This window comes from Streptomyces luomodiensis (genome assembly GCF_031679605.1).
Taxonomy (GTDB): domain Bacteria; phylum Actinomycetota; class Actinomycetes; order Streptomycetales; family Streptomycetaceae; genus Streptomyces; species Streptomyces luomodiensis.
On record NZ_CP117522.1, the window covers coordinates 5,526,974 to 5,542,883 of the forward strand.

General features: G+C 69.7%; 17 protein-coding genes. 12 read left to right on the forward strand and 5 right to left on the reverse strand.

The window, feature by feature from the left end:
* Window positions 1–55 precede the first annotated feature (55 nt).
* Window positions 56–811: an SDR family NAD(P)-dependent oxidoreductase gene (locus PS467_RS23305; RefSeq protein WP_268973606.1), complete on the reverse strand. Its 756-nt coding sequence runs from the start codon at window positions 809–811 to the stop codon at window positions 56–58.
* A 256-nt stretch (window positions 812–1,067) separates the two neighbouring features.
* On the opposite strand from PS467_RS23305, the gene PS467_RS23310 reads away from it, so the two are divergent.
* Window positions 1,068–2,474, forward strand: a complete 1,407-nt coding sequence (locus PS467_RS23310) for a PepSY domain-containing protein (protein ID WP_311036882.1) — start codon at window positions 1,068–1,070, stop codon at window positions 2,472–2,474.
* Here the strand turns inward: PS467_RS23310 and PS467_RS23315 are convergent.
* Together PS467_RS23315 and PS467_RS23320 are read right to left on the reverse strand one after the other, a co-directional pair.
* A complete protein-coding gene (locus tag PS467_RS23315; protein WP_268973608.1) occupies window positions 2,464–2,796 on the reverse strand; it encodes a YnfA family protein in 333 nt (110 codons plus the stop codon). The two genes, PS467_RS23310 and PS467_RS23315, sit on opposite strands and share 11 nt — an antisense overlap.
* Before the next feature lie 114 nt (window positions 2,797–2,910).
* Window positions 2,911–3,459, reverse strand: a complete 549-nt coding sequence (locus PS467_RS23320) for a hypothetical protein (RefSeq protein ID WP_268973609.1) — start codon at window positions 3,457–3,459, stop codon at window positions 2,911–2,913.
* A gap of 117 nt (window positions 3,460–3,576) precedes the next feature.
* On the opposite strand from PS467_RS23320, the gene hemL reads away from it, so the two are divergent.
* The 7 genes from hemL to ccsB all read left to right on the forward strand — a co-directional run bounded on the left by hemL (window position 3,577) and on the right by ccsB (window position 11,405).
* Entirely contained in the window at window positions 3,577–4,893 is a 1,317-nt protein-coding gene (gene hemL / locus PS467_RS23325; RefSeq protein WP_311036883.1) for a glutamate-1-semialdehyde 2,1-aminomutase, read from the forward strand.
* Window positions 4,894–4,901: 8 nt separating this feature from the next.
* Window positions 4,902–5,588, forward strand: coding sequence for a histidine phosphatase family protein (locus tag PS467_RS23330; RefSeq protein WP_311036884.1), 687 nt, complete (start codon window positions 4,902–4,904; stop codon window positions 5,586–5,588).
* Between the two features lie 241 nt (window positions 5,589–5,829).
* Window positions 5,830–7,011 (forward strand): polysaccharide deacetylase family protein, encoded by a 1,182-nt coding sequence (locus tag PS467_RS23335; protein WP_311036885.1) that lies wholly within the window; start codon window positions 5,830–5,832, stop codon window positions 7,009–7,011.
* Between the two features lie 141 nt (window positions 7,012–7,152).
* Window positions 7,153–7,770: a TlpA family protein disulfide reductase gene (locus PS467_RS23340; RefSeq protein WP_268973613.1), complete on the forward strand. Its 618-nt coding sequence runs from the start codon at window positions 7,153–7,155 to the stop codon at window positions 7,768–7,770.
* Between the two features lie 6 nt (window positions 7,771–7,776).
* A complete protein-coding gene (locus PS467_RS23345; protein WP_311036886.1) occupies window positions 7,777–8,541 on the forward strand; it encodes a cytochrome c biogenesis CcdA family protein in 765 nt (254 codons plus the stop codon).
* Between the two features lie 3 nt (window positions 8,542–8,544).
* On the forward strand, window positions 8,545–10,314 hold the full coding sequence (resB, locus tag PS467_RS23350; protein ID WP_311036887.1) for a cytochrome c biogenesis protein ResB: 1,770 nt from the start codon (window positions 8,545–8,547) through the stop codon (window positions 10,312–10,314).
* Window positions 10,311–11,405 carry a c-type cytochrome biogenesis protein CcsB gene (gene ccsB, locus PS467_RS23355; RefSeq protein ID WP_311036888.1) on the forward strand — a complete coding sequence of 365 codons (1,095 nt, stop codon included), beginning with the start codon at window positions 10,311–10,313 and terminating at the stop codon, window positions 11,403–11,405. The genes resB and ccsB overlap by 4 nt, the downstream gene beginning before the upstream one ends.
* Window positions 11,406–11,520: 115 nt before the next feature.
* Here ccsB and PS467_RS23360 read toward each other — a convergent pair whose 3' ends face one another.
* Window positions 11,521–11,904 carry a PLD nuclease N-terminal domain-containing protein gene (locus tag PS467_RS23360; protein ID WP_311036889.1) on the reverse strand — a complete coding sequence of 128 codons (384 nt, stop codon included), beginning with the start codon at window positions 11,902–11,904 and terminating at the stop codon, window positions 11,521–11,523.
* Window positions 11,905–11,992: 88 nt separating this feature from the next.
* On the opposite strand from PS467_RS23360, the gene PS467_RS23365 reads away from it, so the two are divergent.
* From PS467_RS23365 to PS467_RS23375, 3 genes are all read left to right on the forward strand, one after another.
* A complete protein-coding gene (locus PS467_RS23365; protein ID WP_268973618.1) occupies window positions 11,993–13,444 on the forward strand; it encodes a menaquinone biosynthesis decarboxylase in 1,452 nt (483 codons plus the stop codon).
* A complete protein-coding gene (gene mqnP / locus PS467_RS23370) occupies window positions 13,441–14,364 on the forward strand; it encodes a menaquinone biosynthesis prenyltransferase MqnP (protein ID WP_311036890.1) in 924 nt (307 codons plus the stop codon). Before PS467_RS23365 ends, mqnP begins: the two co-directional genes overlap by 4 nt.
* A gap of 81 nt (window positions 14,365–14,445) precedes the next feature.
* Window positions 14,446–15,120: a UbiX family flavin prenyltransferase gene (locus PS467_RS23375; protein WP_268977073.1), complete on the forward strand. Its 675-nt coding sequence runs from the start codon at window positions 14,446–14,448 to the stop codon at window positions 15,118–15,120.
* 11 nt (window positions 15,121–15,131) lie between these two features.
* On the opposite strand, the gene PS467_RS23380 is transcribed toward PS467_RS23375, so the two are convergent.
* The gene (locus PS467_RS23380; RefSeq protein WP_311036891.1) at window positions 15,132–15,308 is read right to left on the reverse strand and encodes a hypothetical protein; all 177 of its coding nucleotides are present in this window, start codon (window positions 15,306–15,308) and stop codon (window positions 15,132–15,134) included.
* A 115-nt stretch (window positions 15,309–15,423) separates the two neighbouring features.
* Between PS467_RS23380 and PS467_RS23385 the strand changes: the two genes are divergently transcribed.
* Window positions 15,424–15,885, forward strand: a complete 462-nt coding sequence (locus tag PS467_RS23385; RefSeq protein ID WP_311039939.1) for an Lrp/AsnC family transcriptional regulator — start codon at window positions 15,424–15,426, stop codon at window positions 15,883–15,885.
* Window positions 15,886–15,910: the final 25 nt, after the last annotated feature.

Consider the following 15,910-nt stretch of genomic DNA (forward strand, 5'->3'; position numbering starts at 1 on the left):
GACCGGCCCCGCTCTTGTGGCGGGGCCGGCCGGTCGGCCCTTGCCGTACCCGGACTCAGCGCTCGCGGTGGACCTTGTGCTGCGCGGCCTGGGCCCGCGGGCGGATGACCATCATGTCGATGTTCACATGCGAGGGGCGGGTGACCGCCCACTCGACCGTGTCGGCCACGTCGTCGGCCGTCAGCGGCTCGGCCACGCCCTCGTAGACGGCCGCGGCCTGGGACTCGTCGCCGCGGTAGCGGTTCACCGCGAACTCGTCGGTCTTGACCATGCCCGGGGCGATCTCGATCACCCGCACCGGTTCCCCGCACAGCTCCAGACGCAGGGTGGCCGCGATCGCGTGGGCGCCGTGCTTGGCCGCCACGTAACCGCCGCCGCCCTCGTACGCCACATGGCCCGCCGTGGAGGACAGCACGACGATCGTGCCGTCACCGGAGGCGGTGAGGGCGGGCAGCAGCGCCTGGGTCACTTGCAGCACGCCCACCACGTTGACCTCGTACATCGCCCGCCAGTCGGCCGGGTCGGCGGTGGCGACGCTCTCTGTGCCGATCGCGCCGCCCGCGTTGTTCACCAGGACGTCGCAGCGGTCCAGGCCGGCGGCGAAGCTCTCCACGGCGGCACGGTCGGTGACGTCCAGGACGTACGCCTCGGCTTCGTGCCCCGCCTCGGTCAGCTCCGCGGCAAGCGCTTCCACGCGATCCTTACGGCGGGCGGCGAGGACGACGCGGAATCCGGCGGCCGCCAGACGGCGCGCGGTCGCGGCTCCGATCCCGCTGCTCGCGCCGGTGATGACTGCGGTACGGGTGGTCATCGACCCTCCTAAGACGACGTGGCGCAGACGGTCCCGTGTGCGCGTGATCCATACGCAGGATATGACGGCCTGATTTACGTCCAACCGGGGGACTGAAGATAGGAATCCGCTAAGCGGACTTGGGCTCGGGGAAGGGTGCACTGCGTCCGGCGCGGCGCCGGTAGTTGGAGCACCCATGCCCAAGGAGTGAATTCAGGTAATGACCCAGCAGAACAGATTCCTTCAGCGGTCTCGTCGTTCTTTCCGGCGTTGGGGCGTGGCCTCAGCGGGCGCCATCGCGGCGGCGGCTCTGGTCACCGGTGCTCCGGGAACCGCATGGGCCGCGAGCAGCACCCCCGGTCCGCACACGGCCCCGAGCAACCCGTGCCACCAGGACCGGGCGCACGGTGACAACAAGGCGCACCAGGAGGACGGCCGCCACGACGAGAACAACGGCAAGGACGCTCACGGCCGCCAGGACGAGAAGGGTGGCAAGGACGCCCACGGTCGCCACGAGGAGAATGGCGGCAAGGACACGCACGGCCGCCAGGACGAGAATGGCGGCAAGGACACGCACGGCCGCCAGGACGAGAATGGCGGCAAGGACACGCACGGCCGCCAGGACGAGAATGGCGGCAAGGACACGCACGGCCGCCAGGACGAGAATGGCGGCAAGGACACGCACGGCCGCCACGAGGAAAACAGCGGCAAGGACACCCACGGCCGTTACGACGAGAACTCGCGCCAGGACGAGAACTCGCGCCAGGACGAGAACTCCCGTCAGGACGAGAACTCCCGTCAGGACGAGAACTCGCGCCAGGACGAGCACGGCAGCGACGACGAGAACAGCCGTCGTGACGACAACGGGAGCCAGGAGGACAACGCGCGCCAGGAGAACAACGACCGGCGCGATGACCACGGGCGCAAGGACAGCGCCAACAGCTACTCCAAGAACCAGCAGTACGGGCACGGCTACCAGCAGCGGGGCGTGGCACTCGCCGAGCAGGCCGTCCAGCCGTACGAGGCGGCCGTTTCCGCCGCGATCTCCGAGGGCGGCCGTGCCGTCCGGCCCGTCAGCGCTCCCGTCCACCAGGACGACCAGGCGCGCCACGACCAGGAGCACCAGGAGCGCCGCGACCAGGAGCGCCAGGAGCGCCACGACCAGGAGCGCCAGGAGCACAAGGAGCACAAGGAGTCCCAGCAGTCCAAGGCTCACCAGGACCAGAAGAAGAGGGGCCTGGTGACGATCGCCGAGGCGATCGAGATCGCCGAGTGCGAGGTCAGCGGCCAGGTCATCAGCGCTGAGCTGGAGGACTGCCCCGAGGACGACTCACAGCACGAGGGCAAGGGCAAGCACCAGGACGAGCGCAAGCAGGACCGCAAGGACGACCACCGCAAGGACGACCACCGCAAGGACGACGACCGCAAGAACCGGCACCAGCAGGAGGTCAAGCAGGTCTGGGTCGTGGAGGTCGAGTGTGACGGCACCGTCACGACGGTCTATATCGACCCGGAGACCGGCTGCGTCCTTGGCACGGAGCAGGAGCAGGACGACGACCACGGCAAGGGCGACCACGGCAAGGGCGACCACGGCAAGGGCGACCACGATAAGCACGGCAAGCAGAGCGGCTACGGCGACCGTGAGGGCAAGGGCGGCTACGGCCGGTCGGCGGTCACCGCCTAGGCATGTACATGATCACGGCGACGCCGGCCAGACAGATCAGCGCTCCGATGACATCGAAGCGGTCTGGCCGGTAGCCGTCGGCGACCATGCCCCAGGCGAGCGATCCGGCGACGAAAACGCCGCCGTACGCCGCGAGGATGCGGCCGAACTCCGCGTCCGGCTGGAGCGTGGCCACGAAGCCGTAGGCGCCCAGGGCGATGAGCCCGGCGCCGATCCAGACCCATCCCCTGTGCTCACGCACGCCCTGCCAGACGAGCCAGGCACCTCCGATCTCCAGGAGCGCGGCCACGGCGAACAGAGCGACGGAACGTGCGGTGAGCATGGGGGAAGGGTACGGCCCTGCCGCGCGCGAACGAGGGGCCTGCCCCCGGCGTTCAGCGCGGTGCTACGGCTCCGGCCGGCCAGGGCGTCCGCACCCGCGTGAGACGATCCGGCCTCACGGCCACACCAGGCAGTACGGCTGGTGCCCCGCCTCATGCAGCCGGTGGCTGAAGTCCTGCCATTCGTGCAGCAGTTGATACACCCTGAAGGCGTCCCGGGGGCCGCCGCGGTCGGGCACCGTGGACCAGATGAAGGCCGCGGCGCCCACGGCCTCCTCGCCCACGCCGCGCAGCGGATCGACGGCGGTCATCGGGAGTTTGACGACGGCGTAGTCCGGGTGGAGGACGACCAGTTCGAGCGGGGGCACCTTGTGGAGCGGGACGCCCTCGATGCCGGTGAGGACCATCGCCGCGACCGTCTCGGGCTTGATCTTGGTGAACATGCCGTGGCCGAGCTCATCGCCGCCGAGCTCCTCGGGGCGCATGGAGATGGGGACCCTGGCCGCGGTGGCGCCATCGGGCGCACCGAAGTACTTGTAGGTCACCCCCATGCGGCCCCCGCTCCTGCCTGCTCTGCCCGCCTCGTCCCGCCGATGGCGTCCGGGCCGGGCACGCTCGGGGCCTCGGTCGTCAGTCCCTTCACCCAGTTCGCCACCGCGATGCATATCTCCACCCGACCACTCGCGGCCATCACCGCGCAACCCGATCTCTGTGAGAGAGACCCTCCCCCGCGCTCGGGCTGTGAAACGCCCGGCCGCAGGACTCCGTCGGCCTCTGACAACATGGCTTGCGTGAGCTATCCGTACGCAGCCCCAGTTTCGCAGACGCTTTTCGATCGCGCGGCCGCCGTGACGCCCGGGGGCGTGAACTCTCCGGTGCGGGCGTTCCGCGCCGTGGGAGGTACGCCCCGGTTCATGGTGTCCGGTGACGGTCCGTACCTCACCGACGCCGACGGTCGCGAGTACGTGGACCTCGTGTGCTCATGGGGGCCGATGATCCTCGGCCACTCCCATCCCGAGGTCACCGCGGCCGTGCAGGCCGCCGTCGCTCGCGGTACCTCGTTCGGTACGCCGGGCGAGGGCGAGGTCGAGCTCGCCGAGGAGATCGTGGCGCGGGTCGCCCCCGTCGAGCAGGTGCGCCTGGTGTCGTCCGGCACCGAGGCGACGATGTCGGCGATCCGGCTGGCCCGCGGGTTCACCGGACGCTCGAAGGTGATCAAGTTCGCCGGTTGCTACCACGGGCATGTGGACGCCCTGCTGGCCGCGGCCGGGTCCGGGGTGGCGACCTTCGCGCTGCCGGACACTCCGGGGGTCACGGGGGCACAGGCGGGGGAGACCCTGGTGCTGCCGTACAACGACCTGGAGGCGGTCCGGGCGGCCTTCGCCGCACACCCAGGGGAGATCGCCTGTGTGATCACCGAGGCGTCACCGGGCAACATGGGCGTGGTGCCGCCGCTGCCCGGGTACAACGCGGGCCTCAAGCAGCTGTGCGCCGACCACGGCGCGCTCTACATCTCCGACGAGGTCATGACCGGCTTCCGGGTCTCCAAGGCCGGGTGGTACGGGCTGGACGGTGTCGAGCCGGACCTGATGACCTTCGGCAAGGTGATGGGCGGCGGCTTCCCGGCCGCGGCCTTCGGCGGGCGCGCGGACGTCATGGAGCGCCTGGCCCCGGCCGGGCCGGTCTACCAGGCGGGCACGCTCTCCGGGAACCCGGTCGCCACGGCCGCGGGCGTCGCGCAGCTGCGGCTGCTGGACGAGGCGGCGTACGCACAGGTCGACGCGGTCTCCGAGCGGCTGCGGGCGATGGTGACGGAGGCGCTGTCCAAGGAGGGCGTGGCGCACCGGGTGCAGAACGCGGGCAGCATGTTCTCGGTCTTCTTCACCGACGCCGAGGTCACCGACTACGAGCGGGCCAAGGCGCAGGAGGTGTTCCGGTTCACCGCCTTCTTCCACTCGATGCTGGCGCAGGGCGTCTACCTCCCGCCGTCCGCCTTCGAGACGTGGTTCGTCTCCACGGCGCATGACGAGCGGGCGCTGGAGCGGGTGGCGGCGGCTCTGCCGGGGGCGGCGCGGGCCGCCGCCGAGGCCACTGAATGATGGATGACATGACACAGAGCGAGAACGACATCACCGTCGTCCATGTGATGCGCCACGGCGAGGTGCACAACCCGGAGGGCGTGCTGTACGGCAGGCTGCCCGGCTATCACCTCTCCGACCTGGGGCGCCGGATGGCCGACCGGGTCGCCGAGCACCTCGCCGACCGTGACATCACCCATGTGGTCGCCTCCCCGCTGGAGCGGGCGCAGGAGACGGCGGCGCCGATCGCCAAGGCGCACGGCCTGGACGTGGCCTCGGACGAGCGGCTGATCGAGGCGGGGAACGTCTTCCAGGGCAAGACCTTCGGCGTTGGCGACGGCGCACTGCGCAAACCGGCCAACTGGCGCCATCTCACCAACCCCTTTCGCCCGTCCTGGGGGGAGCCCTACGTCGACCAGGTGGTGCGGATGATGGCGGCGCTGGGCCGGGCGCGGGACGCCGCGCGCGGGCACGAGGCGGTGTGTGTCAGCCATCAGCTGCCCATCTGGATCGTGCGCAGCTTCGTGGAGCGCCGGCGGCTGTGGCACGACCCGCGCAAGCGGCAGTGCACGCTGGCCAGCCTCACCAGCTTCACCTACCGCGGGGACAGGATCGTGTCGGTGGGCTACAGCGAACCGGCCTTTGATCTGGTCCCGGCCCATCTGCGCGCGGGCGCCCGGCCGGTGAAGGGGGCCGCCAAGGGCTACGGGGCATGACCGGCCCACGGCCGTGGCGCGTCTGAACGGACACGGTGCGTCTGAACGGCGCGCGGTGCCTCTGAACGGCGCGCGGTGCGTCTGAACGGCGCGTGACGGGGCGGCGAATGAGGGGGCGGAGGAAATGTCTCCACCGTGTAATTGACCTCGTTCCCGCGGAACCCCGCTATTCGCCTCGCCATCTCCAGGGTTGTCCGGACACCCCGGGCAATCGATACGGCGAGTGCGAATTGAGGACGTTATGCGTGAGGTCAGCCGGAGGGGGATCCTCGGTCTTGGTGCGGGAGCGGCGGCGTCACTGGCCGTGGCCGGCTGCTCCTCCGGCTCGGGCACGCCGAAGCCGGCGAAGACGACCCAGGCGAAGCCGATCGGTGACGGCTCCACTTCGCATGGCGTGCGGCGGCCGGAGGCCCCGAAGCCGGAGCGGCTGGAGCGGGGGCAGAAGCCGCCGCAGTTCGTGGTCTTTTCCTGGGACGGCGCGGGAGAGGTCGGCAACGGTCTCTTCCCGCGGTTCCGCAAGCTCGCCGCAGACCACGGCGCGGCCATGACCTTCTTCCTCTCCGGTATCTACTGCCTTCCGGAGTCGAAGAAGTCGCTGTACCGGCCGCCGAACAATCCGGTGGGCGCCTCCGACATCGGTTATCTCACCGATGAGCACATCAAGGAGACGCTGCGCAACGTACGCGAGGCGTGGCTCGAGGGCCATGAGATCGGAACCCACTTCAACGGCCACTTCTGCTCCGGGAGCGGTTCGGTGGAGCACTGGACGCCCGCCCAGTGGAAGTCCGAGATCGAGCAGGCTGTGTCCTTTGTCACAGAGTGGCGGACGAATACCCGTTTCACCGATGTGGAACCGCTGCCGTTCGACTACCGCAAGGAGCTCATCGGCGGCCGCACCCCATGCCTGAAGGGCCAGAGCAATCTGCTGCCGACCGCCCGGGAACTCGGCTGGCGCTATGACGCCAGTTCGCCGGGCGGGCGCCAGGTGTGGCCGTCGAAGCAGCAGGGGATATGGGACTTCCCGCTGCAACAGATTCCCTTCCCGGGCCACTCCTTCGAGGTGCTCTCGATGGACTACAACATCCTGGCGAACCAGTCGCGGAATTCCACGAACGCCCCGCCCGCGAACTACCCGGGCTGGCGCAAGCAGGCCACCGACTCCTATCTGGCCGGTTTCCAGCGGGCGTATGAGACCAACCGCGCCCCGTTCTTCATCGGAAACCACTTCGAGCAGTGGAACGGCGGAATCTACATGGACGCCGTCGAAGAAGCGCTCAAGCATATGGCCGACGAGAAGCGGAAGGACGTCCGGCTGGTCTCCTTCAAGCAGCTCACCGATTGGCTGGACGCACAGGACCCCGCGGTCCTGGCCGACCTGCGCGGGCTCGACGTGGGCCAGGCGTGGAGCGCGAACGGCCGCTGAGCCGCGCCGGGGACGGCGGGGCGGCGGGGGCCGTACGGCCCGCGGGCCCGGCGGGGTGCTCGGAGAGGGCGGTGAGGCCCCGGTGGGGTACCCGGAGGGGGGTGGCGAAGATCCGCAAAAGGGCCATGCGAAACTTTTCACATGAGTGCCTGCCGTGCCCCTCGGGGCCTCGCGACCCGTCGTCGCGCAACCGTGCTGGCCACCGGGGCCGCGGTTGCCGCGCTGTCCCTGACTGCCTGCAGCGGGGGCGGCACTTCGGGCGGCTCCGCCGACACCAAGTTCGTCCAGGGCAAGAGCGGTGTGGACACCGTCCCCGAGGGGGACCGCAAGGAGGCCCTCGAGCTCTCGGGGAAGACCCTGGAGGGCAAGCCGCTGGAGGTGGCGGACTACAAGGGCAAGGTCGTGGTCCTGAACGTCTGGGGTTCGTGGTGCGCCCCCTGTCGGGCCGAGGCGCCGAACCTGGCCAAGGTCGCCAAGGACACCAAGGCCAAGGGTGTGCAGTTCGTCGGGATCAACACCCGTGACTCCAACCGCGCCCCCGCGCTCAGCTTCGAGAAGGCATACGGCGTCGACTACCCGAGCCTGTACGACCCGATCGGGAAGCTCATGCTGCGCTTCCCCAAGGGCAGCCTCAACCCGCAGGCCATTCCGTCGACGATCGTCCTGGACCGGCAGGGCAGGATCGCGGCCCGCGCTCTGACGCCGCTCAGCGAGGAGCGCCTGCGCGAGATGCTGAACCCGCTGATCGCGGAGAAGTGACCTCTCGTGAGCACGCTGGCCGCCGCCACCGATCCCAACCAGACCGTCCTGACCGGGGCGCTGCTGCTGGCGCTTCCGGTCGCCCTGCTCGGCGGACTGGTCTCCTTCTTCTCCCCCTGTGTGCTGCCGCTGGTGCCCGGCTATATGTCGTATGTCACCGGCGTCACGGGGACGGATCTCGCCGAGGCCAAGCGCGGCCGGATGGTCGCGGGCGCCTCGCTCTTCGTGCTCGGCTTCACCGCGGTCTTCGTCTCCGGGGGCGCGCTCTTCGGCAACTTCGGCTGGACGCTCCAGGAGCACAAGGAGACCATCTCCAAGATCCTCGGGGTCATCACGATCGTGATGGGTCTCGCCTTCATGGGGCTGCTCAAGGGGTTCGGACAGCGGGAGTTCCGCTTCCACGTCAAGCCCACGCTGGGGCTTGCGGGGGCGCCGGTGCTGGGCGCCCTGTTCGGCGTCGGCTGGACTCCGTGCCTGGGGCCGACGCTCACCGCCGTCAACGCCCTGGCGTTCAATGAGGGGAGTGCGGCGCGCGGGGCGCTGCTCACCGCCGCGTACTGCGTGGGGCTGGGGCTGCCGTTCGTGGTGGTCGCCGTGGCCTACCGCCGGGCGCTCGGTGCCTTCGGCTGGGTCAAGCGGCACTACCTGTGGGTGATGCGTGCCGGGGGCGGCATGCTCGTCGCCCTGGGGGTGCTGCTGCTCACAGGTGTCTGGGACACCATGATGGCCTCCATGCAGACCTGGGCTCAGGGCTTCAACGTTGGGATCTGATCGATGTCCACCACCGATACCGACACCGCGGCCGGCGAGGAGGCCGGTACGGCGCCCGAGGGCGGCACCGCGCCCGAGGGCGGCGTGACCGCCGATGAGCGCGAGCTCGGCGCCGCGGGGTCGCAGCTGTCCACCGCCCCGGCCGAGGAGATCAACGTCCCCTCGCTGGGGCCGCTCGGCTGGGCCCGGTGGTTCTGGCGGCAGCTGACCTCGATGCGGGTCGCGCTGCTGCTGCTCCTGCTGCTCTCCCTCGCCACGATCCCCGGCTCCCTGATCCCGCAGACCAGCATCGACCAGCTCAAGGTGCAGGACTTCCAGGACCGGCACCCCACGCTCACGCCGATCTACGAGAAGCTCCAGCTGTTCCACGTCTACAGCTCGGTGTGGTTCTCGGCGATCTATCTGCTGCTGTTCATCTCCCTCATCGGCTGCATCGTGCCGCGCACCTGGCAGTTCATCGGCCAGCTGCGCGGCCGCCCGCCGGCCGCGCCGCGCCGGCTCACCCGGCTTCCCGCGTACACCACCTGGCGCAGCGAGGCCGAGCCGGAGCAGGTGCTCGATGCCGCCCGGAAGATCATGAAGGGGCGCCGCTTCCGCGTCCACGCCTCGGGCGACGCGGTGGCCGCGGAGAAGGGCTATCTGCGCGAGGTGGGCAATCTGCTCTTCCACATCGCGCTGATCGTGCTGCTGGTGTCCTTCGCCGCCGGCCAGCTGTGGAAGACCGAGGGCACCAGCCTGATCACCGAGGGCGGGGGCTTCTCCAACAGCCTCACCCAGTACGACGACATCAAGACCGGGCAGCTGTTCAACAGCGACGATCTTCCCCCCTTCGGCTTCCAGCTGGACCGCTTCACCGCGACCTATGAACGCAGCGGTCCGCAGATGCGCACCCCGCGCACCTTCCGTGCCGACATCACCTACTGGGACGGTGCGGACGGTGCCGCCCGCAAGACCTCCGTCAAGGTGAACGAGCCGCTGGAGATCTCGGGCTACAAGGTCTACCTCCTGAACCACGGCTACTCGCCGGTCGTCACCATCCGGGACGGCAAGGGCACCGTGGTGCACAAGGGCCCGGTGGTGGGGCTGCCGATCGACGGGGCCAACCTCACCGAGAGCATGGTCATCAAGGTCCCGGACTACCGGGACAAGAACGGCAAGAAGGATCAGATCGGCTTCCAGGGGCAGTTCCTGCCGACCTGGGTGCGCAGCCAGGGCATGTTCTCCGTCTTCCCGGCGCTGGACAACCCGACGCTGGTTCTGACCGCCTACCACGGCAGCCTCGGCGTCGACGGCGGTACGCCGCAGAGCGTGTACCAGCTGGACAAGTCGCGGATGAAGCAGTTCATGGAGTCCGACGGCAAGACCAAGTTCGCTCGGGCGCTCGCGGTCGGCGACACCATGAAGCTGCCGAACGGCGCCGGCACGCTGACGTTCGACGGCGTCAAGGAGTGGGCCAGCTTCCAGATCTCGCACAAGCCGGGTGACCAGGGGGCCCTCATCGGCGCCGTGGCCGCCCTGGTGGGTCTGGCCGGCTCCCTGTTCATCCAGCGCCGCCGGGTGTGGGTGCGCGCGGTGACGGGTGCCGACGGCACCACCGTCGTCGAGATGGCGGGGCTCGGCCGCAGCGAGTACGCCAAGCTCCCCGAAGAACTCGCCGACCTGGCCGTCCGTCTGCAGACGGACGCACCCCCGGCCCCGGAAGCGGACCCTGACCCGGAATCCGCATCCGCTACCGCAGATCCCGCAGATCCTGCCGAAGGAGCGCGCGCGTGAAACTCGCCGCCGAAGTCAACGAGAACCTGGCTCATTACAGCAACGTGCTGATCTACTCGGCGATGGCGGTCTACACCCTCGCCTTCCTCGCGCATATCGCCGAGTGGGTGTTCGGCAGCCGCAGCGCCGTCGGCCGCACCGCGGCCGCGATCACCGCCGACGCCGAGGCCGCCCAGCGCGCCAAGGTGGCCGTGCGGGTCGGCGGGCAGGGCGGCGCCACCGCCGTACTGGAGCGCCCGAAGATCGTCACCCGCTCGGCGGCCGGCAGCCGTGACATCCCGGACGGGCCGGGTGCCGCGGGCGGCACCGAACAGGGCGATGTGTACGGCCGGATCGCGGTGGGCCTGACCGTACTGGCCTTCCTCTTTCATGCCGTGGGCGTCCTCTTCCGCGCGCTGTCGGTGCGGCGGGCCCCGTGGGGCAACATGTACGAGTTCTCCACGACCTTCGCCATGGTCGCGGTGGCCGCGTACCTCGTCCTGCTGGTGCTGAAGAAGAATGTGCGCTGGATCGGGCTGCCCCTCGTCACCACGGTCCTCCTCGACCTCGGTCTCGCCGTCTCTGTCTTGTACACCGCGAGCGACCAGTTGGTTCCGGCCCTGCACTCGTACTGGCTGTGGATCCACGTCAGCTGCGCGATCATCTCCGGTGCGGCGCTCTACATCGGGGCCGTCTCCACGCTGCTCTACCTCTTCCGGGACCGCTACGAGGCGCAGCTGGAGAACCCGGAGGGCAAGCAGTACGGCCGGTTCGCCAAGTCCGTGCTGGCGCGGGTGCCGTCGGCGGCGTCGCTGGACAAGTTCGCGTACCGCATCAACGCCACGATCTTCCCGCTGTGGACCTTCACGATCATCGCGGGCGCGATCTGGGCCGAGGCGGCCTGGGGCCGCTACTGGGGCTGGGACCCCAAGGAGGTCTGGTCCTTCATCACCTGGGTCGCCTACGCCTGCTACCTGCACGCCCGCGCCACCGCAGGCTGGAAGGGCCGCAAGGCCGCCTACCTGGCGCTGTTCGCCTTCGGCTGCTACCTGTTCAACTACTACGGCGTCAACATCTTCATCACCGGCAAGCACTCCTACGCCGGGGTGTGACGACGCCGAAGTCCCATACCGCACGCCGAGCGGCCGGTTCCTGTGCCATGGTCACAGGAACCGGCCGCTCGGCGTTACGGATGACGCGGACAGGTGCCGCTCGTCCGACCCGTCCTCAGGACGCGGCCGGCGGCGGGGTGTCCTCGGGGCCGGAGCCGGGCCCCGAACCGGAACCCGAGCCGGGCTCCTCGTCGGCCGTCCCGCTCCCGTCGCCCTTACGGCCCTTGTCATTCAGGGACTTCAGGAACTCGGGGTTGTCGTCCGGTGCGACCCAGCCGCCCCCGCCCCCGGCCCCGCGCAGGCCACCGCCTCCGGGGAGGGCACGGTCACGGCCCACGATCAGCCAGGAGATGGAGCCCACGACGGGGAACAGCAGGACGAGGATCGCCCAGAGAGGCTTGGGGATATAGCGGATGTCCTGCTCGTCGGTGGTGATGCAGTCGATGAACGCGTAGATGCTCAGTGCCAGCGGCACCAGGATCATCAGCACCCGGAGCATGAGGCGATCCCCCTGCGTGTGGTGTTCGGGCCGGTGGCTCGGGCCCCAGTTACGGGACCAGGGTAGTGCGTACCGGATACTGGGGCGTATGGCTTATGACGATCTTCGTTCCTTTCTGCGGGCGCTCGACAGGGAAGGCGACCTCAAGCGGGTCAAGGCCGAAGTCGATCCCTATCTGGAGGTCGGGGAGATCGTCGACAGGGTCAACAAGGCGGGCGGCCCCGCGCTGCTCTTCGAGAACGTCAAGGGCTCGGCGATGCCGCTGGCCATGAACGTCTTCGGCACCGACCGACGCCTCCTCAAGGCCCTTGGGCTCAGCTCCTACGACGAGATCGCCGAGAAGATCGGCGGACTGGTCAAACCCGAGCTGCCGCAGGGGTTCGGCGGAATGCGTGAGGCGTTCGGGAAGCTCGGCTCGGTGGCCCACGTACCGCCGAAGAAGGTGAAGGAGGCGCCTGTCCAGGAGGTGGTGCGCACCGGCGAGGACGTCGATCTGGACGAGCTTCCGGCGCTGTTCACCTGGCCCGAGGACGGCGGGTCGTTCTTCAACCTCGGCCTCACCCACACCAAGCACCCCGAGACCGGGGTGCGCAACCTCGGCCTCTACCGCCTCCAGCGCCACGACCGCCGCACCATCGGCATGCACTGGCAGATCCACAAGGACAGCCGCAACCACTACCAAGTGGCCGCCCGGCGCGGGGAGAAGCTGCCGGTGGCGATCGCCTTCGGCGCGCCGCCCGCCGTGACCTACGCCGCGACCGCGCCGCTGCCCGGCGACATCGACGAGTACCTCTTCGCGGGGTTCGTGCAGGGCCGGCGGGTGGAGATGGTCGACTGCAAGACGGTGCCGCTCCAGGTCCCGGCGGCCGCCGAGGTCGTCATCGAGGGCTGGCTGGAGCCGGGCGAGATGCTGCCGGAGGGGCCGTTCGGCGACCACACGGGCTTCTACACGCCCCAGGAGCCGTTCCCGGCGCTCACCATCGACTGTGTGACCATGCGGCGGCGGCCCCTGCTCCAGTCGATCGTGGTGGGCCGTCCGCCGACCGAGGACGGACCGCTGGCGAGGGCGACCGAGCGGTTCTTCCTCCCGCTGCTCAAGATCATCATCCCGGACATCGTGGACTACCACCTCCCCGAGTCCGGCGGATTCCACAACTGTGCGATCGTCTCGATCGACAAGAAGTACCCGAAGCACGCGCAGAAGGTGATGCACGCCATCTGGGGCGCCCACATGATGTCGCTCACCAAGCTGATCGTCGTGGTCGACGCCGACTGCGATGTGCACGATCTGCACGAGGTCTCCTGGCGCGCCCTCGGGAACACCGACTACGCCCGCGACCTGACCGTGGTCGAAGGCCCCGTCGACCACCTCGACCACGCCTCGTACCAGCAGTTCTGGGGCGGCAAGGCGGGTATCGACGCCACCGCGAAATGGCCCGAGGAGGGCTATACGCGCGACGGCGGATGGCCACGCATGGTGATGTCCGACCCGGATACCGCCGATCGGGTGACAAAGCGATGGAAGGAGTACGGGCTGTGAGCGCCGATTCCGCGACCTCCGATCTCTTCGGCCCCGAACCGGCGCGGCCCGGACGGGTCCGCGCCTTTCTGCGGCTGGTGATGATCGAGCACTCGGTCTTCGCGCTGCCCTTCGCCTACACCGCGGCGCTGACCGCGATGCAGCTGTGGGACGGCACCGTGCACTGGACGCGGCTGTTGCTGATCACGATCGCCATGGTGGGCCTGCGCACCTTCGCGATGGCCTGCAACCGGATCATCGACCGCGAGATCGACGCCCGCAATCCGCGCACCGCCGGCCGTGAGCTGGTCACCGGCGCGATGTCGGTGCGCACCGCGTGGACCGGCGCGCTCATCGCGCTCGCCGTCTTCCTGGGCGCGGCGGGGCTGCTGGGGCCGCTGTGTCTGGTGCTGGCGCCGGTCGCGGTGGTGCCCATGGTGGTCTATCCGTACGGCAAGCGGTTCACCGACTTTCCGCACGCCATCCTGGGCCTGGCCCAGGCCATCGGCCCGGTCGGCGCCTGGATCGGGGTCACCGGCGAGTGGTCGTGGGACGCGGTGATCCTCGGGCTCGCGATCGGCATCTGGATCGGCGGCTTCGACCTGATCTACGCCTGCCAGGACGTGGCGGCCGACCGGGCGCACGGGGTGCGGTCGGTGCCGGCCCGCTTCGGCATCGCGGGCGCGCTGTACGGGGCGCGGGTCTGCCATGTGGTCACCACGGCCCTGCTGGTCTGGTACGCGCTGGCCACCGACGCCGGGGCGTTCTTCTGGGTGGGGCTGGTGATCGTCGCGGCGGCGTTCGCGTACGAGCACACGATCGTGCGGCCGGGCGATCTGTCCCGGCTGAACCGTGCCTTCTTCACGGTCAACGGCTTCATCGGGATCGCCCTCTTCTGCTGTGCGCTGCTCGACCTCGTGGTGCGGGGCCTCGGCCTGTGAGACCCGCCGGATAGGCTCGGTGGTGTGGAGCCGCCGCACGAGCCTTACGGACCGCATGAGCCGTATGGGCCGCACGAAGAAGTGAGCCGGCGCCGTCCCTGGGTGGTCGGTGTGTCCGGTGCGTCCGGGACGCCGTATGCCGCCTCGGTGCTGCGCGCGCTGCTGGCGGCGGGGGAGGCCGTCGACCTGGTGGTCAGCCGGGCGTCACGGCTGACGCTGCTGGACGAGACGGGGATCGCGTTCCGGGACGCCCACTGGCGCGAGGATCTGCGTCGCTGGCTGGCGCGCGGTGCGGACGGCACGCCGGACGCCTTCGAGGTGCCCTCGGCGGTCGCCGATGTGCGCCACTGGGCGGCCGGGGACCTGGCGGCCGGGCCGTCCTCCGGTTCGTACCCGACCAAGGGGATGCTGATCGTCCCGGCGAGCACCGCGTGTGTGGCCGGGGTGGCGCTCGGGCTGTCGAAGGATCTGCTCCAGCGGGCCGCGAGCGTCACGCTCAAGGAGCGGCGCACGCTCGTGGTGGCGGTGCGTGAGACGCCGCTGAACGGACAGACGCTGAAGGCTCTGGTGACGCTGGACGAGGCGGGCGCGGTGGTGCTGCCCGCCTCGCCGGCGTTCTACGCGGGGGCGACGCACATCCAGGATCTGGTGGACTTCGTCGCGGGGCGGGCGCTGGACGCGGCAGGGGTGCCGCACAAGCTGTACCGCCGGTGGGAGGGGGAACTCGGTGGGGACCGGGGTCGGGGAACGGCCTAGGGTCTGTCGCCCTAGCGGGTCCAGCGCCGCCTGGTGCGTGCGGCGCGGGCCGCGACGACGGCCGCGCGGCGGGCCGCACGGGAGGCGGGCCGGTCGGTGGTACGGGCTGCACGCGAGCGGTTGGCCAGGTCCCGCAGCTCGAGCATGCGGGCCTCAAGACCCTCGATCGTGTACACGGTGAGTCTCATCTCCTGAGGGATACAGGTCGATCGCCTAAAAGATTTACAGGGCTTGTGGCCCTGATGCCTTAGATTCTACATGTAATATCGCTCAAACTCTGAATAATGGAAGGCGTACGTGCTTATGGACGCGGTGGACAGGCAGCTCATCCAGGCCCTGCGGGAGAACGGCCGGGCCTCGTACGCGGAACTCGGCAGGCTGGTCGGCCTCTCCGGGCCCAGCGTCACGGACCGGATCAACCGCCTGGAGGCCGCCGGAGTGATCACCGGCTATCGCGCGACCGTCGACGCCGCCTCGCTCGGACTCGGGGTCACCGCCCTGATCGGCATTCAGCTCTCGGACGCCACCGACCACGAGGACGTGGCCCAGCGGCTGCGTGCGCTCGCCGAGATCGAGGACTGCTGGTTCATCGCGGGCGACGACTCCTACATGCTCAAGGTGCGCGCCTCCGACGTGGACGGTCTGGAGCGGACCATCCGCCGGCTCTCCGGCACCAAGGGCGTCTCCCGCACCCGCAGCACGATCGTGCTCTCCACCAAGTGGGAGAACCGGGTCGGCGAACTTCCCGAGGACATCGAGGCGTAGTCTCGGCGAAGGCTGACATCAGCAG

Coding starts and splice junctions, on each gene's coding strand:
- PS467_RS23365 (WP_268973618.1), top strand. CDS start 11,993: ATGGCTTATGACGATCTTCGTTCCTTTCTGCGGGCGCTCGACAGGGAA.
- hemL (WP_311036883.1), top strand. CDS start 3,577: ATGGCTTGCGTGAGCTATCCGTACGCAGCCCCAGTTTCGCAGACGCTT.
- PS467_RS23360 (WP_311036889.1), bottom strand. CDS start 11,904: ATGCTCCGGGTGCTGATGATCCTGGTGCCGCTGGCACTGAGCATCTAC.
- PS467_RS23340 (WP_268973613.1), top strand. CDS start 7,153: ATGAGTGCCTGCCGTGCCCCTCGGGGCCTCGCGACCCGTCGTCGCGCA.
- PS467_RS23335 (WP_311036885.1), top strand. CDS start 5,830: ATGCGTGAGGTCAGCCGGAGGGGGATCCTCGGTCTTGGTGCGGGAGCG.
- PS467_RS23330 (WP_311036884.1), top strand. CDS start 4,902: ATGACACAGAGCGAGAACGACATCACCGTCGTCCATGTGATGCGCCAC.
- resB (WP_311036887.1), top strand. CDS start 8,545: ATGTCCACCACCGATACCGACACCGCGGCCGGCGAGGAGGCCGGTACG.
- PS467_RS23380 (WP_311036891.1), bottom strand. CDS start 15,308: ATGAGACTCACCGTGTACACGATCGAGGGTCTTGAGGCCCGCATGCTC.
- PS467_RS23385 (WP_311039939.1), top strand. CDS start 15,424: ATGGACGCGGTGGACAGGCAGCTCATCCAGGCCCTGCGGGAGAACGGC.
- PS467_RS23320 (WP_268973609.1), bottom strand. CDS start 3,459: ATGCATCGCGGTGGCGAACTGGGTGAAGGGACTGACGACCGAGGCCCC.
- PS467_RS23305 (WP_268973606.1), bottom strand. CDS start 811: ATGACCACCCGTACCGCAGTCATCACCGGCGCGAGCAGCGGGATCGGA.
- PS467_RS23315 (WP_268973608.1), bottom strand. CDS start 2,796: ATGCTCACCGCACGTTCCGTCGCTCTGTTCGCCGTGGCCGCGCTCCTG.